This window comes from Pseudomonas sp. USHLN015 (assembly GCF_037153275.1).
In the GTDB taxonomy this organism is placed as follows: domain Bacteria; phylum Pseudomonadota; class Gammaproteobacteria; order Pseudomonadales; family Pseudomonadaceae; genus Metapseudomonas; species Metapseudomonas tohonis.
In genome coordinates this window covers 86,033-98,971 of record NZ_JBBCKP010000009.1, presented here as the reverse complement: position 1 = coordinate 98,971, position 12,939 = coordinate 86,033, and the positions used below count along the sequence as shown (strand labels likewise).

Sequence of the window (12,939 nt, the reverse complement as noted above, 5' to 3'; positions counted from 1 at the left end):
CTAGTTGCGTGTGCGGGCGAGCCGGTCGAGGTGGGCGAGCAGGCGGGTGCCCTCGCTGTCGCCGAACCAGCGGGCATGGCCGACCAGGAAGGCGTGGTAGGCGATATCCGCGCTGGCCCGGGAGCCGACGATGCCTTCGAAGTAATCCACCTCGGCGAGGGCGAAGTCGGCGTGCACCAGCGGCAGCAGTGCCTTGAGGGTGAACAGGTCGTTGCGGTCGAGGGGCCGCTGGCTCGTGTAGCCGGCCAGCAGCGCTTCGACGGCGTCGAGGTCGGCCGGGGCGCGGCCGCCATCATCCAGTTCCAGCCAGGGAACGCAATTGCGTTCCAGCGCGGTGGCGAGGTCGAACAGGGCGAAGGTGAGGTCACTGAGGCCGAAGTCGAGGACGCTCTCAACCTCGGCCGAGCCACCTTCCGCGCGCCACAGCAGGTTGGAGGCATGCCAGTCGTTGTGGGTCCAGAGCGCTGGCTGGCCGGCAAGCAGCGGTCGCAGCTCGCGGTGCCACGGCAGGTGCAGTTCCGCCAGGGTCCGGCGCCAGTCCTGCCCGGCCAGGTAGCGGGCCAGGGCGGGTTGCCGGGGCAGGGCCTGCTCGATGGCCTGCAACGGGTCGCGCTGGCTGAAGAAGCGCAGGTTGGAGACCAGCACCGGCGCTTGCCGGGCACTGGCGGCGAAGCCTTCGGCGGCGCGGTGCAGGCGGGCGAGGGCGGCGCCGGCGGAGCGCGCCTGGTGCAGGTCGAGGAAGGGCGTCCAGGACAGCGCTTCGCGATAAAGATCTTCACCGGCGGCGCGGGGCAGCACTTCATAGGTCCAGTCGCCGAGGGCCAGCGCGCTGTTGCCCTGCATGTCGGTCAGCGGGCTGACCACCGGGGCGCCATGGCTTGCCAGGTGGCGGATGAAGCGGTGTTCCTCTTCCAGCCAGGCCGGCTGGCGCACGCTGCGGTGATGGCGTTTGACGAACAGCTCGCCACGGTCCGTGTGCACCTGGGCGGCGGCGGAGAAGGGGCGCGGGCTATGCCAGCCGAGCTGTTGCAGCGTGCCCAGTTGCGGGAAGCGTTGCAGCACCTGCTCGACGTCCCGCTGTTGCAGGGCAGGCCAGTCGGCTTCCACCGGTTGCGCGCCCATACCGTGGGCGATGCGTGCGGGTGCGCTCATGGCTGCGGCTCCGCCAGGTAGTCATTGCGGGTGGCGTGGCGCCAGGCGTCCGCGTCGGCGAGCACACCGTGCGCGTGCAGCCAGTGCGCATAGGGTGCGAGCAGCTCTTCACGCTGCTGGCCCCAGCGCTGCTCGTGCAACCAGGTGGTGGCGATGCGTTGCAGCGACTGGCTGAGCAGCTCGGTGGGGAAGTAGGGGATGGCCGCCTCGTAGGCGGGCAGGGCGCTTTGCGGGTCGGCCGCCACGGCGCGGAAGCCGCGCTCGGTGGCGGCGAGGAAGGCGCGTGCGGCTTCGGCGTTGTTGTCGAGCCAGTCCTCGCGGCCGCCCAGCAGGTAGCTGTGGTAGCGCGGCGCGCCGATCTCGTCCACCGGCCAGACCACGCGGCGTTCGGCTGGGATGGGGCTGTCCATCAGCGCTTCCCAGGCCCAGTAGCCACCGAAGCTGGCGTCGGCGACACCGGCGGCCAGTTGTTCGGGGCGCAGCTCGCGCACCTTGCTGTCGACGATGATCACGGCAGCCGGATCGCCACCGTCGGCGGCCACCAGGTGGCGCACCATGGCCAGGCCGCGCGGGGTGGGGTTGAGCGCCAGGCGCTTGCCGGCCAGGTCACGGGGGCGCTGGATGCCGAGGCCGGTCAGGGTCTGGATGGACTCCAGCCCGCAATGGTTGATGGCGGCCACGCCCAGCAGGGGCTGGCCGACGCTGCGCCGGACCAGCAGGCGGTTGCTGGGGAATACGCCAAGATCGGCCGCACCCTGCAGCACGTGTTCGAGCGTGTCGCCCCGGAAAGGGTCCGGCACCTGTAGTTGTACATCCAGCCCGGCGTCGCGGTACCAGCCGCGTTCCCGCGCCACGTAGAAGCCGGCCGAATTCGGCCAGGGATGAAAATATTCCAGCATTACCCGTACAGCGATCATCCATCTTGCTCCGCATTGCCCAGTGGGCTCATGGGGGCGGATTTAAAGGGAGGGGCTCTGGTATATACCAATATCGTTCAGCGCTATTGATATCCCTTCATGGAATAAATGGCTTGCTGCTAATTCGATTGAGGATTAAGTGCCGGCATGCCGGCGCAACCGCCAATGGTGCGGGCGGCGCAGGCTCCGCACCCTTGCGTATCTGTCGGCGCCCCGGGGTTGTCTTGTAGACTTCGGCACCGTCAGGGCGCGTCGGCCGGATTCGATCCGGATGCCTCCCTGGCTCCCCTGGGCCCTGCTGGTACCCCGCCGCATGCACGCCACCCATCGACGTCGACAGCCGTTTTTCGCGCTCCTGCTGGCTCTGCTCCTGTTGCCGTTCCAGGCCGGGGCGGGTGGGCGGGTGGTCGATGCCGCCGCCGTGGACCAGGCGGCGCTGTCGCTGATGCCCTTCGTTTCGCTGCTGGAGGACCCGGACCGTTCCCTGACCCTGGCGGACGTGCAGGCGCCCGGAGGTGCGGCGCGCTTCCAGGGCGACCTGCCGCCCGGCAACGCCCTGGCGCTGGGTTTCACCCGCTCCGCCTTCTGGCTGCGCCTGGTGTTGCGCAACCCGGGCGACACCCCGCTACGGCGCATGCTGGTGGTGGAGAACCCGCGCATCTCCCATGTCGAGGCGCATATCCCGGATGCGCAGGGCATCTACCACGTGACCGCCACCGGCTGCGACGTCGCGCCCTCGAGCAAGGCCTACCCCAACCGCAATTTCGTCTTCCCCCTGCACCTGGGCGCCCATTCGGAGCAGGTGCTGTACCTGCGCGTGGAGTCGAGCGTGGGGCTGCTGGTGCCGCTGCAGCTGTGGCCGGTGGAGGCGTTCCACGCCTACGAGCGCGACGACTATGTGAGCAAGGTCTGGTACTTCGGCATCGCCACCGCGATGGTGCTGTTCAACCTGATGCTGTTCGTCGCCCTGCGCGACCCTGTCTACCTGCTGTACGTGGCCTTCGTGGCCTCCACCGCCTTCACCCTGGCGATCAAGAACGGCCTGGCGCCGGATTGGTCCATCGCCGGCCTGCCGCTGAATTCCAACGTGGCCTATTACTCCGGCGTCTCCCTGGCCCTCGGCGCGATGCTGCTGTTCACCCGGCGCATGCTGCGCACCGACCAGGTGATGCCGAGGGTCGACCGCCTGCTGCTGGCGATGGTCGCCCTGTACCTGGTCACGCCACTGCTCTATGCCTTCGCGCTGCCGCTGTTCTCGCGCCTGGCGGTCTACTTCAACCTGGCCACCGCAGTGGTGGTGCTGGGCGTGGCGCTGGCGGGGGCGGTCAGGCGCCAGCGCAGCGCCTGGTTCTTCCTCGCGGCCTTCGCGCTGCTGATGCTCGGTGGCGCCATGACCACGCTGCGCGCCATGGGCGTGGTGCCCACCACTATGTTCACGGTGGATGGCATCCAGCTGGGCTCGGCGATGGAGATGATCGTGCTGGCCTTCGCCCTGGCCGACCGCTTCGCCGTCATGCGTCGCGAGAAGATGCGGGCGCAGGAAGCGCTGTTGCAGGCCCAGCGCAAGCTGGTGGAGACGCTGCAGGCCTCCGAGCACGAGCTGGAGCTGCGCGTGGCCCAGCGCACCGACGAGTTGCAGGAGCTCAACAGCCGGCTGGAAACCCTGAGCCTGACCGACGCGCTGACCGGCATCGCCAACCGCCGCCACTTCGACGAGGTGCTGCAGCAGGAATGGCAGCGAGCCCAGCGCACGGGCGAGCCGCTGGCGCTGGCGATCCTCGATGTCGACTGGTTCAAGCGCTACAACGACCACTACGGCCACCCGGCCGGTGACGCCTGCCTGCAGCGCATCGCCCAGGTGCTGGCGAGCACCGTCGGCCGCTCCAGCGACCTGGTGGCCCGCTACGGCGGCGAGGAGTTCGTCTTCCTGGTGCCGCTGACCGATGCGAGCGGAGCCCAGGGCATCGCCCAGCGGCTGGTGCAGGCCATCGAGACGCTGGACCTGCCGCATGAGCTCTCGACCTTCGGCCGCGTCACCGTGAGCATCGGCGTCGCCGCCATGACACCCGGGCAGGACGACGTGCCGGAGACCCTGCTGCGACGTGCCGACGAGGCGCTGTACGAGGCGAAGAAAGCCGGGCGCAACCGTGTCTGGCGCTTCCTGTAGGTCGCCTGCTGCACGAGTCCGCTGTCAGGGTGCGGACAGGTGGGTCAGCAACTGCCGCGCATGGGAGGACAGCGCATCCCACCCCTTGATGCACAGCCGCAGCTCCCGCGTGGCCCAGGTGTTCTCCAGGCCGACGATGGCCACCGGCATCTCCTGCGCCAGGCGCGTGGCCGCAGCCTCCGGAAGCATGGCGATGCCGGCGTGCTGGGCCACCAGCTGGGCGATGGCGTCGAAGCTCGGCGCGCGCACCCGTACCTTCAACGGCAAGGCGTAGTTCACCGCCATCTCCTCGATGAAGCGCTGCATGGCGCGCTCCGGCGGCAGGCAGACGAAGGGAAAGCCCAGTGCCTCGCGCATGTGCGCCTGGCGGCGTTCGGCCAGGGGGTGGTCCCGGGGCACCAGCAGCACCAGCCGGTCATCGCGAAAGGGCATCGAGACCAGCCCGCCGGTGGGCAGGTTGCCGTCGTAGACGCCGAGATCGAACTCGCCCGCCTGCACGCCGCGCAGCACGTCGCGGCTGTTCAGCTCGGTGAGCTGCAGGTCCACTTCCGGGTAGTCGGCGAGGAAGGGCCCGAGCGTGGCGGGGAGGAAGGTGCTGTTGGCCACGGTGCTCGCCGCCAGGCGCAGGGTGATGCGGCGCTGCCCGGCCAGCTCCTGCAGGGTGTCCCTGAGTTTCTGCGCCTCGTGCAGCACGCCGTGGCAGGACTCCAATACCAGGCGTCCCGCCGGAGTCGGCACCATGCCGTCGGCCTTGCGCACGAACAGGGCCAGAGCGCAGCGCTCCTCGAACTGGCGCAGCCGCGTGCTCGCCGCCGAGACCGCGACCGGGAAGGTGGCGGCGGCCTTGCTCAGGCTGCCGGTGGCGGCAATGGCGGTAAGCAGGCGCAGGTCGGTGAGGTCGAAGTGCAAGGGTGTTCTCCTTTGGAGAAGGGTCTGTTCAGGAAAAAGCGATTCTAGCGCTGCTGCCTTCGCTTCAGAATAACGATCGCCAACCCCTGGACCGGATGCCTGATGAACGCCTTGCTCTCCCTCTACCAACGTGGCGCCCGCAACGGCAGCCTGTTCGCGGTGCTTTCGGCCGCCGGTTTCAGCCTCAAGGCGATCTTCGTCAAGCTCGCCTATGCAGCCGCTCCAGTCGACGCGCTCACCGTCCTGGCGATGCGCATGGGGCTGGCGCTGCCGCTGTTCGCCTGGTTGCTGTGGCTGAGCCGTAGCCCGGGGAGCGTGGCGCTGTCGATGCAGGACTGGGCGCGCGTGGTGCTGCTGGGGATGTTCGGCTACTACCTCTCCAGCCTCTTCGACTTCTATGGGCTGGAGTCTATCAGCGCCGGGCTGGAGCGGCTGATCCTGTTCACCTACCCGACCCTGGTGCTGATCTTCCAGGCGCTGGCCTTCCGCGAGCGGCCGAGCCGCCGCACCCTGCTGGCCATGGGGCTGTGCTACCTGGGGCTGGGGGTGGCGCTGATGCACGACATCGGCAGCACCGACATGGGCGCGCAGGTGATGGTCGGCGCGGCCTGGGTCTTCGCCAGCGCCGTGACCTATGCGCTCTACTACCTGGGCACCGGGGTGATGGTGAAGCGCCTGGGCTCCATGCGCCTGGCCGGGCTCGCCGGCAGCGCGTCGGCGCTGATGGTGCTGGCGCACTACGGCGCCACGGCCGATATCGGCCAACTGGGCATGCTGCCGGTCGCGGTGTGGGGGTATGCGGCGCTGATGGCGCTGCTCTCCACCGTGCTGCCGGTCTACTGGATGGCGCTGGCGATCCAGCGCATGGGCACGACGAACACCGCAGCCGTCGGCAACCTGGGCCCGGTACTGACCATCCTGGCGTCCTGGGCGCTGCTGGACGAGGCCATCTCGGCCTACCAGCTGGCCGGGCTGGCCCTGGTGCTATTCGGGGTGTCGCGGCTCAAGCCGGCGGCGCCCAAGGCCGTCGCGACCGAGGACGCGGCGCCGTCGGCCGCCCAGAGCCCCAGGGGGGCCGGGCAGGCCTGAGGCCGCCTCCGATCAGCTCGGCAACCGGGCGATCACCTTGATCTCGAAGTCGAAGCCGTAGAGCCAGGTGACGCCGACGGCGGTCAGCGTCGGGTGGGGAGCCGCGCCCCAGAACTCCGGCACCACCTGCCAGATGGCTTCGAATTTCGCCTGCGGGTCGACCATGAACACGGTGACGTCGACCACGTCGTCGAAGCTGCAGCCGGCCTCGCCGAGAATCGCATTGAGGTTGGTGAAGGCCTGGCGCACCTGGGCCTTGAGGTCCGGTTCCGGCGAGCCGTCGGGGTGGCTGCCCACCTGCCCGGAGACGAACAGGAAGCCATTGGAGCGGATCGCCGGCGAGTAGCGGTTACGCTCGTAGAGCGCCTGGCGGCCGGGCGGAAAAACGACGTCGCGTTGGGTCATGGGGGTACTCCGGTGGTGGGTCGATGCGACCCGGGATCAACGATGGAGGCGACTCTAGGCCCTTGCGCAGGGGCGATAAACGCGCAAGCTTGTCCATCACTGTTTGCAAATCCCAAACAATCCGCTGGAAATCTGGAGCGTCCATGGACCGTTTCGATGCGATGCAGGCCTTCGCCCGGGTGGTGGAGGCGGGCAGCTTCACCCGTGCCGCCGACACCCTGCATATGAGCAAGACCAGCGTCACCCAACTGGTGCAGCAGCTGGAAGCGCGCCTGCGCGTGAAGCTGCTCAACCGCACCACGCGACGCGTCGCCCTCACCGCCGACGGCGCCGCCTACTACGAGCGGGTGGTGCGCCTGCTGGCCGACCTGGACGACGCCGAGACCAGCCTCTCCAGCGCCTCCGCCTCGCCCCGCGGCCGCCTGCGGGTGGATGTGCCGAGCCCGCTGGCGAGCATGATCCTGGTGCCGGCGCTGCCCGAGTTCCATGCACGCCACCCGGACATCCAGATCGACATGGGCGTCAGCGACCGCATCGTCGATGTGATCGGCGAGAACGTCGATTGCGTGGTACGCGGCGGCGAGCTGAGCGACCAGTCGCTGGTGGCGCGGCGGGTCGGTGACCTGCGCCTGGGCGTCTACGCGGCGCCGGAGTACCTGCAGCGCCTGGGTACGCCGACCCACCCGCGCGAGCTGGAGGATTCACCCCACCGCATCGTCGGCTTCCTCTGGGCACGCACCGGCAAGCCGGTGCCCTACGCCATGCGCAAGGGGGACGAGGAGATCCGCGTGAACGGGCGCTACGTGCTGGCGGTGGACGACGGCAACGCCTACCTCGCCGCTGGCCTCGCCGGGCTGGGCGTGCTCTGGCTGCCGGAGTACATGGCCCGGCCCAGTCGGGCGAGCGGTGCGCTGGTGCCGCTGATGGAGGACTGGACGCTGGACCCGATGCCGATCTACCTGGCGTTCCCGCCGAACCGGCACATCAGCGCCAAGCTGCGGGTGTTCATCGACTGGGTCGCCGAGCTGATGGCGCGCCACGCGCCGGTGATGACCCACCCGGGCGCGTGACGCAGTGAAGGGATGACGACGGGGCCGCAATGGCGCCGTCGCCCTTGGCTCAGAACGCGACCCGGACCCCGGCCTCGACGCTGCGACCGGCCGCCGGCACCTCGTCCCGCAGGATCGAGCTGGCGTAGCGCACGGTCTGGTCGTTGAGGTTGTCGCCCTTGAGGAACACCAGCCACTCGCTTTGCGCCAGGTCGAAGCGGTAGCCGAGGGTGGCGTTGAGGGTGGTGTAGCCGTCGGTGCCGCGCTCCTCGGCGGGGACCCGGCGCTGGGCGCTGGCGTGCTCGACGCCGACGCTGGCCTGCCAGCTCTGGTAGTTCCACAGCAGGGCGCTGTTCAGGCGCAGGGGCGAGATGCGCGGCAGCGGCTCGCCGGTCTCCTTGTTCTTCGCCCGGGTGTAGTCGGCGGAGCTCTGCAGGGCGAAGTCGCCGTAGGCGGTCTGCGCCAGGCGCCAGTGGTCCTGCGCCTCGACGCCCCAGAAGTCGGCCTTCACGCCGCTGTAGAGGTATTCCGGCAGCGCATCGGCATCGCTCGGGGCGACTTCCTGGCCGTCTTCGTCCAGGTAGCGGCCGCTGCCCAGCAGGCCGATGTAGTTGGAGAAGCGGCTGTAGAACACGCCGACGCTGCCCTTGTGGGTGCCGTCGTCGAAGCGCAGGGCCAGGTCGGTGGACCAGGATTTCTCCTTCTCGGCATCCGCGTCACCCACCTCGTAGGTGCCGGTGGCGGCGTGGGGGCCGTTGGCGTAGAGCTCGTAGAAGGTCGGCGCGCGCTCGGTGTAGCTGAGGGTGCCGGCCAGGGACCAGATGTCGGTGAGGCGGTAGATGGAGCCGAAGGACAGGCTGCCGGCGGTGAAGCTGTGGCTGTCATCGGCGCCTTCGAAGCGCTCGTTGCCGCCGGCGTCCGGGCGCAGGCGGGTGTGTTCGAGGCGGCCGCCGAGGCTGAGTTCGAGGCGCTCGGTGGCCTGCCAGCTTTCCAGGGCGAAGAGGGCGCCGCTGTCGGTGTCGGTCTCCGGTACGAAGGCTTCCTCGCCCAGGGCCTGGAAGCGGCTGTTGGCCACCTGCACGCCGACCACGCCCTGCAGCGGGCCGATGGGCGCGTGGCGGGCTTCGAGGCGGGCCTCGTAGCCTTCGTTCTTGAAGGTGGTGCCGACCTCGCCGTCCTCGATCTCGCGGTGCTCGTAGGTGGTGTGGCCGACGTCCAGCTTCAGCGAGCTGAAGGGGCCCTCCAGGTCGCGGATTTCCGAGGCCAGGGCGGAGTGGCGCTGCTCCATGTCGATGCGTACGTCGTCTTCGGCGGGCGAGCCGTAGTTGCTGTCGTACTCGTCGTATGAGAGGCCGACGTAGCCGTGATCCCAATGGTAGGCACCCCCCACGGCGCCGCCGTCCTGGCGGCCGTCGCTGTTGTTCACCCGGTGCCTGGCGTCGTTGCCGTCCACGGCGCGCTGGTCGCGGGAGCGGGCATGGCCGGGGATGCGCGTGTCGTTGAACTGCCGCGAGCTGGCGTCCAGGTGCAGGGCGAAGTTGCCGTCGCCGGCTTCCAGCTTGCCGGCGGCGCTTCGAGTGGTGTCGGCGCCGCCGTAGCGCAGTTCGCCACCGCCGTGCAGGCCGTCCACCGGCTCGGTGGGGATGCGGTTGTCGAAGGTGTTGACCACGCCGCCCACCGCATTGCCGCCATACAGCAGTGCCGCCGGGCCGCGCACCACCTCGATGCGCTCGGCATTGGCCGCGTCATAGGGCACGGCGTGGTCGTAGGAGAGCGAGGAAGCATCCAGCGCGCCGACGCCATTGCGCAGGATGCGGATGCGGTCGCCATCGAAGCCACGGATCACCGGGCGACTGGCGGCCGGGCCGAAGTAGGTGGAGGAGACGCCGGGCAGGCCGTTGAGGGTTTCCCCCAGCTGCGCCGCGCTGCGCAGGCTCAGCTCGTCGCCTTCCACCACGCTGGTGGGCGAGGCGAGGGTTTCGCTTTTCAGCGGATTGGCGGTGATCACCTGCTGGTCGAGGACGATGGGCTGCGCGGCGAAGGCGTGCTGCGCCATCAGCAATGCGGTGGCGATGGGCGTGTGGAGGCGGAGGAATCGAGCGGACATCGGAGCCTTTCCTGTAGGTTGGAATTGCAATGTTACAACATAACAGTTTCGGCGCCAGCAGTTTGCGTGCCCGTCGTAGAGCGCTCCCAACGGGCTGGGGGGTAATCAACCGGTGCGCTTGTGCGCGACGCGCTCTCGCACAAGCCGGCTGCACGACCTGGCCCTCTGCGCCGCCCGGGCTGGATGCGCCCGCTGCGCCGGCGGAGCTTCATCGGCGGCTGGCTGGCCAGTGCAAAATGCCGCGTGGCGCGTGGGCGATCTTGCAGTTTGCAATTCGCCCGGTCTCGGCGATGGGGTTCAACCCCTTGTTCTGTAAGGATTCATCCGGTTTTGCGGAGCTGGCATGTTGCGTGCTTCTCGCTCCACCACAAGCCCTACGAGCAGGAGGATGCCCATGAATGTCTGTGTCAGAGAGATCATCGAAGCCTTTCCCGACCGGGAAGTGACCCTCACCACCCGTCCGGACGGTCGCCTGTCGCTGACCATCGTCGGCGCGGCCCAGCCGGACTTTCACCGGGTCATCGATTGCGATGCCGTGTTGTCGCGGGCCCAGGTCGGCAGCCTGATCGACCAGTTGGTGGAGGACGTGCGTGCCGGTGCCGACAGCCGCCAGCCGGGGCAGGGCGCCCGCTGGCTCGCCCGGGGTCTGCCGACCACCGCTGTCGTTCCCCCCTTCATCGCTGCCTGGGCGTCCAGCGCCCCGGCAGGCGAACCGCGCCTCGGGCGCGCGACCTGCTGAGGGCATCGCCATGGAGCACTTTCTCATCGTCAAGGACCATCAGGAGTGGGCGTGCCGCCGGTTCGGCAGCCTGGAGAACCTGTTCAGCTCGGCCAGCAAGGCGGACGTCATCTGCATGGCCGCGGCACAGGTCGGACACCTGCAATCGTCGGTGAAGATCCATGGCGAGGACGGCTCGCTGGAAGAGGAGCGGATCTACCCGCTGCTCAGCGGTGATCCGCTGCGGTACCTGTGAAGGCCGGCGTGATGGTGCCTGCCAGGTGAGCCCCGGGTTCGAGCCCGGGTGCGGCTACAGCTCGTTGCCCAGGACCGGAAACTGCTCCCAGGTGCCGTCCGCCCGTTTCACGAAGACATGGTCGGCGCCGAACGACCACAACTCCGTGCCGGTGGATATGAGGCGATGGAAGGTGGGCGAGGCGATGGTCTGGCTGACGATCTCGGGCTGCCATTTGTCGCGGACACGCACCAGCAGGCGTCCGGGCTCGCACGCGTAGATCAGGTCTGCGTGGCGGGTCACCGACCAGAGATTGCCCAACGGGGCGTCCACCGAGAGGTCCCAGATGCTGTCGTTGTGGTCCATCTCCAGCACGACCCCGTTGTTCCCGCACAGCAGGTGCCGCCCGGGGCCGTCGGCGACGAGGGTGGAGAGGATCGCGTTGGTGGGGCAGTCGATGCGCTCCCAGTCCCGGGGCGTCCTCCGGTAGACCGCGCCCGCCCAGCCGACGGCGATGGGCAGGCCCTGGGCATCCAGGCCGATGTCTTCGAAGTCCGGCGACTCGGCGATCGGTCCCGTGAAGCTCAGGTCCAGCCAGTTGCCGTTCCTCAGTTCGAGCAACTGGCCGCCCAGGCCACACACCAGCACGCGGCCATTCAGCGCGCGAACCCTGAAGAGCTCGCCGCGCTCCTCGGGGTCGACGACCTCCTCCTGGCTGAAGGTTCCGGCTATCGCTGCCGGAGAGAAGCCGGGCCCCTTGCCGCCCAGGCTGTACATCACGCCGCTTTTGCCAAGCATGTACAAGGTGCCGCTGGCCGGGTCGAAGGCCAGGGAGCGGATCAGGTCTTCGTCGAAATCTATGTAGGTCCACTGGCCTTGCAGCTTCAGCAGGACGCGTGAGGCGTCCACATCCGGGTAGGCGTTGTACTGCGCGGCGAGCGCCACATCGCCCGAACCCAGGGGCACGCCGTCGAGGAAGAAATAGTCGGGTTGGCGGGTCATCGATCGATCCATGTCCTATTTGGGGGGCGCCGGCGTCGCCAGGGGAGAGGCGGCGATCTTCGGCTTCTTGAACAGCGGAACATTGGCTTTCTGCTTGCTCTTGAACGCCTTGTCGGTGGGTTTCACCTCCAGCTTCGTGTGGCCTGCCTCCAGCTGTTTGCGTACGCAGGCCTCGTCGCAGCCCATGGCGGACGAGACGGCTTGCGCTCCGCAGTCCAGGGCGATGCTGAAGTCGTATGGGTCGCCCAGTTTGGACTTCTTGGGAATCCGGTCGTTGCGCAACTGGGCAAATTTGGCGCCCACCCGGCCATGCTCGTCCAGCTCGGTGGAGACCGGGTTGCGCGAGTCATGGTCCTTGCCTTCCACGCAGACGCAGGGGGCGGCGCCTTCGGAGTACTTGGGGTAGCGCGGTTGCCCGCGGGCCTCGCCGGCCTTGCGCTGTTCGGACAGCTCGGCGACGGGAATGGGGTGGTGCGGTGTCTTGTCTCCACAGCCCACGCAGCTGTTCGGGCTGAAAGGCACGAGCACACAGCGGCGGGCCTTGCAGCAGTCATCGGAACAGTCGCTGGCGATGGGTTTCTTGCAATTGTCGTTGACCTTCTTGGCATCGCCGGACTTCGCACAGGGGTGGTCGTCCAGGGCCAGCGCGACCTCGTCCAGGTAGGGCCAGGGCACGGTGTTGCCTTGCGAACCGTGGTTGTGGGTCGTCAGGTCGGACATGCGGTCCACGTTCTGGCCTTCGAACTTCACGTCCATCGACCAGGCGGTGAAATACACCTTTCCCTTGATCTTCGAGGTGATGACGCCTTTCTTCGGCGCGCAGCCGGCCTCGTCGCCGTAGCTGGTCTTGAAGTAGCTCTTGTCCTTGAGCATCACTTCCTGGCCGGAGATCTTCACGGTGCGCGAGCCGTTGGATGTGTCGCTCGCCATGCCGGTGTTGGGGTAGGGAATGGGCACGCCCGGGGGCGTCGCGGGGGTTTGCGGAGGGGTGAAGCACACATCGGGAAAGCAGGCCACGGACTTGCCCACGGCCGCCTTGCAGGAAATCTCAAGTCCGTTCGCGAAAACCTGGTTGGCCATCTCTCCTCCCGAGAGCCCTCTGCATCCCTGTCGGGTCGGATTCAATCTAGCAGCCGGCCGGCCGCTCGCTAGAGCCGCTCGGCGGTTGCCGAGTGCAGAGGCCGCGGTG

At 68.5% G+C, this 12,939-nt stretch carries 12 protein-coding genes; 5 read left to right on the top strand and 7 right to left on the bottom strand.

Annotation, left to right across the window (positions count from 1 at the left end):
* Both WFQ67_RS19030 and WFQ67_RS19025 read right to left on the bottom strand, forming a co-directional pair.
* The gene (locus tag WFQ67_RS19030) at window positions 1-1,152 is read right to left on the bottom strand and encodes a phosphotransferase enzyme family protein (protein ID WP_337057887.1); all 1,152 of its coding nucleotides are present in this window, start codon (window positions 1,150-1,152) and stop codon (window positions 1-3) included.
* A complete protein-coding gene (locus WFQ67_RS19025; RefSeq protein WP_213630050.1) occupies window positions 1,149-2,069 on the bottom strand; it encodes an ABC transporter substrate-binding protein in 921 nt (306 codons plus the stop codon). The genes WFQ67_RS19030 and WFQ67_RS19025 overlap by 4 nt, the downstream gene beginning before the upstream one ends.
* 271 nt (window positions 2,070-2,340) lie before the next feature.
* Between WFQ67_RS19025 and WFQ67_RS19020 the strand changes: the two genes are divergently transcribed.
* Entirely contained in the window at window positions 2,341-4,236 is a 1,896-nt protein-coding gene (locus WFQ67_RS19020; protein ID WP_337057886.1) for a diguanylate cyclase, read from the top strand.
* A 24-nt stretch (window positions 4,237-4,260) separates the two neighbouring features.
* Here the strand turns inward: WFQ67_RS19020 and WFQ67_RS19015 are convergent, their stop codons facing one another.
* Window positions 4,261-5,145, bottom strand: coding sequence for a LysR family transcriptional regulator (locus WFQ67_RS19015; protein ID WP_173175699.1), 885 nt, complete (start codon window positions 5,143-5,145; stop codon window positions 4,261-4,263).
* 102 nt (window positions 5,146-5,247) lie between these two features.
* Here WFQ67_RS19015 and WFQ67_RS19010 point away from each other — a divergent pair, with 102 nt between their 5' ends.
* Window positions 5,248-6,234: a DMT family transporter gene (locus tag WFQ67_RS19010; RefSeq protein ID WP_337057885.1), complete on the top strand. Its 987-nt coding sequence runs from the start codon at window positions 5,248-5,250 to the stop codon at window positions 6,232-6,234.
* Window positions 6,235-6,246: 12 nt separating this feature from the next.
* Here the strand turns inward: WFQ67_RS19010 and WFQ67_RS19005 are convergent, their stop codons facing one another.
* Entirely contained in the window at window positions 6,247-6,639 is a 393-nt protein-coding gene (locus WFQ67_RS19005; protein WP_173175703.1) for a RidA family protein, read from the bottom strand.
* 143 nt (window positions 6,640-6,782) lie between these two features.
* On the opposite strand from WFQ67_RS19005, the gene WFQ67_RS19000 reads away from it, so the two are divergent.
* On the top strand, window positions 6,783-7,709 hold the full coding sequence (locus tag WFQ67_RS19000) for a LysR family transcriptional regulator (protein ID WP_173175705.1): 927 nt from the start codon (window positions 6,783-6,785) through the stop codon (window positions 7,707-7,709).
* A gap of 49 nt (window positions 7,710-7,758) precedes the next feature.
* On the opposite strand, the gene WFQ67_RS18995 is transcribed toward WFQ67_RS19000, so the two are convergent.
* A complete protein-coding gene (locus WFQ67_RS18995) occupies window positions 7,759-9,795 on the bottom strand; it encodes a TonB-dependent receptor (protein WP_337057884.1) in 2,037 nt (678 codons plus the stop codon).
* Window positions 9,796-10,189: 394 nt separating this feature from the next.
* On the opposite strand from WFQ67_RS18995, the gene WFQ67_RS18990 reads away from it, so the two are divergent.
* Together WFQ67_RS18990 and WFQ67_RS18985 are read left to right on the top strand one after the other, a co-directional pair.
* A complete protein-coding gene (locus tag WFQ67_RS18990) occupies window positions 10,190-10,534 on the top strand; it encodes a hypothetical protein (protein ID WP_337057883.1) in 345 nt (114 codons plus the stop codon).
* A gap of 10 nt (window positions 10,535-10,544) precedes the next feature.
* Window positions 10,545-10,769, top strand: a complete 225-nt coding sequence (locus WFQ67_RS18985; protein ID WP_111263213.1) for a DUF2188 domain-containing protein — start codon at window positions 10,545-10,547, stop codon at window positions 10,767-10,769.
* 54 nt (window positions 10,770-10,823) lie between these two features.
* Here the strand turns inward: WFQ67_RS18985 and WFQ67_RS18980 are convergent, their stop codons facing one another.
* Window positions 10,824-11,750: a hypothetical protein gene (locus tag WFQ67_RS18980; RefSeq protein ID WP_337057882.1), complete on the bottom strand. Its 927-nt coding sequence runs from the start codon at window positions 11,748-11,750 to the stop codon at window positions 10,824-10,826.
* A 15-nt stretch (window positions 11,751-11,765) separates the two neighbouring features.
* Window positions 11,766-12,830, bottom strand: coding sequence for a PAAR-like domain-containing protein (locus tag WFQ67_RS18975; RefSeq protein ID WP_337057881.1), 1,065 nt, complete (start codon window positions 12,828-12,830; stop codon window positions 11,766-11,768).
* Window positions 12,831-12,939: the final 109 nt, after the last annotated feature.

What these genes read in the sequence shown, in the direction of transcription:
- WFQ67_RS19005 (WP_173175703.1), bottom strand. Translation starts at nt 6,639, where the DNA reads ATGACCCAACGCGACGTCGTTTTTCCGCCCGGCCGCCAGGCGCTCTAC.
- WFQ67_RS19030 (WP_337057887.1), bottom strand. Translation starts at nt 1,152, where the DNA reads ATGAGCGCACCCGCACGCATCGCCCACGGTATGGGCGCGCAACCGGTG.
- WFQ67_RS18990 (WP_337057883.1), top strand. Translation starts at nt 10,190, where the DNA reads ATGAATGTCTGTGTCAGAGAGATCATCGAAGCCTTTCCCGACCGGGAA.
- WFQ67_RS18985 (WP_111263213.1), top strand. Translation starts at nt 10,545, where the DNA reads ATGGAGCACTTTCTCATCGTCAAGGACCATCAGGAGTGGGCGTGCCGC.
- WFQ67_RS19000 (WP_173175705.1), top strand. Translation starts at nt 6,783, where the DNA reads ATGGACCGTTTCGATGCGATGCAGGCCTTCGCCCGGGTGGTGGAGGCG.
- WFQ67_RS18975 (WP_337057881.1), bottom strand. Translation starts at nt 12,830, where the DNA reads ATGGCCAACCAGGTTTTCGCGAACGGACTTGAGATTTCCTGCAAGGCG.
- WFQ67_RS19025 (WP_213630050.1), bottom strand. Translation starts at nt 2,069, where the DNA reads ATGATCGCTGTACGGGTAATGCTGGAATATTTTCATCCCTGGCCGAAT.
- WFQ67_RS19010 (WP_337057885.1), top strand. Translation starts at nt 5,248, where the DNA reads ATGAACGCCTTGCTCTCCCTCTACCAACGTGGCGCCCGCAACGGCAGC.
- WFQ67_RS18995 (WP_337057884.1), bottom strand. Translation starts at nt 9,795, where the DNA reads ATGTCCGCTCGATTCCTCCGCCTCCACACGCCCATCGCCACCGCATTG.
- WFQ67_RS18980 (WP_337057882.1), bottom strand. Translation starts at nt 11,750, where the DNA reads ATGACCCGCCAACCCGACTATTTCTTCCTCGACGGCGTGCCCCTGGGT.
- WFQ67_RS19020 (WP_337057886.1), top strand. Translation starts at nt 2,341, where the DNA reads ATGCCTCCCTGGCTCCCCTGGGCCCTGCTGGTACCCCGCCGCATGCAC.